General features: G+C 35.3%; 1 protein-coding gene. It reads right to left on the bottom strand.

Features of this window, described 5'->3' with window-relative positions:
• Positions 1-105: 105 nt before the first annotated feature.
• The gene (locus EHQ47_RS07315; protein WP_135776890.1) at positions 106-1,437 is read right to left on the bottom strand and encodes an integrase catalytic domain-containing protein; all 1,332 of its coding nucleotides are present in this window, start codon (positions 1,435-1,437) and stop codon (positions 106-108) included.
• Between the last annotated feature and the right edge of the window lie 122 nt (positions 1,438-1,559).

The following is a 1,559-nucleotide window of genomic DNA, read 5'->3' as shown; positions in this document are numbered from 1 at the left end:
CGACTTGATCCAAAAAAATAGCATTCAAACGTAGGATTGTTTCTTCAAAACCTTGGTATTCAAAGTTAACGAAGATTATCCTATCATTTGAGTTTTGTATCAAGTTTATTTTCGTTGCTCCCAAATTAATTTTGCTGCTCTTCTTAATTCTTCGAATTTCTGTCTTTCGAGAAATGGATTTGGATTATTAAGATTATGATTTCTTTCTTTTGGACTCATTGTGTGAGTAACCATTTTCTTCCTACGCACTTTTACAATTTCATTGGGAGCACGGAGTGGGGCAGCCAAGTGAATCAATCGATTTTGACACTCATTGATTTTTCTTTTGAGATCTGCAGGATTTAAAGTCTCGTAGATAGCCTTTTCTTTTTGTTTGGTTTTCTTATCTATTTCCTTTGATTCGATCAATCTTTGATAAGGAGTTTTAGGATAATCATATTTCCTGATTGCCTTTGCCCCTTTTCTATGTTTTTCCAACAATATCATAATGGGTTGAAAGTAATTTACATACAGATTGAGATTATGATAAAGTTCCCTTAGAATTTCAGCATGTTCGGGTTTGTCATATCGCAAGTAACCTGTGTTCCTTCTTACAATTGTGTAATTCTTTTGCTCAATATGTGGATTATCATTTTTCTTATAAGCTCTTCCTCTGGTGAATTCAAGTTGATATTTTTCTTTAAACGCAACAATAGTTTCGTTTATGAACTCAGCGCCATTATCCGAATGAAATCCTTTCAATGGGAAAGGAAACGAGGATTTCATTTTTATAAATGCTTTTAGCATTTGAAATTGTGTTTTATCTCTGACGAGGGTGCACGTTGTCCATCCAGTAGAAACATCTGTTGCATTTAATGTCGATAGAAACCCTCCATAGGTATTGCCACCATTATGAGCAACCAAATCAACCTGAACAAATCCTGGAACCGTATGATCCCATTCTGCGAATGTTTTGATTGGTATTTGATCAATTAGATAATATTTTCCATGCCTTGTCGTTGAGGATCCTTTCCTGCCGAGTTTACGTTTTGCATCCTTCAAGAGTCTATCAATACTTGAGGCACTGATTCTCATGAGTTTCTCTTTCACGGAAAGTGAAAATTCGATCTCATTAAAGGATTCCAATTTGGAGATGATTTCAGGAAGGAAAGGTGCCAGTCTTTTCCCACAAATATAATCCATGATGACCCAAATCTTCTCTAGAGCCTTTTTAACATCGTCACCATAAATAGTGGTTCGTCCAGATCGTTTCACGGACTTTGGTCTCTGTGGATTGATTGCATATTGCCTGAGAACTCTTGTGGCATAGGTCCGATTAAAACCAGACAAATAAACAAGTTCATCGACTAGATAAGATTTTTGTTTTTTCGAGCTAAGGCTGTACTTCCTCGAGAGTATCTTAATGATTGCATGTCTTTCGTCCAAAGTAAGCTCCATTTTGAACCTCCCTTTGAGTGTTTGTTTGCTTTACTTAAAGAAGAGGTAGAATGTTACTTCGAATACTTTTACTTTTGAAGCATTATTTTGATTTTAGATACTATTAATTATGAAGCAATATG

Origin of the sequence: Leptospira bourretii, assembly GCF_004770145.1 — a bacterium.
GTDB classification, from domain to species: domain Bacteria; phylum Spirochaetota; class Leptospiria; order Leptospirales; family Leptospiraceae; genus Leptospira_A; species Leptospira_A bourretii.
This window is presented reverse-complemented; position numbering and strand designations above follow the sequence as displayed.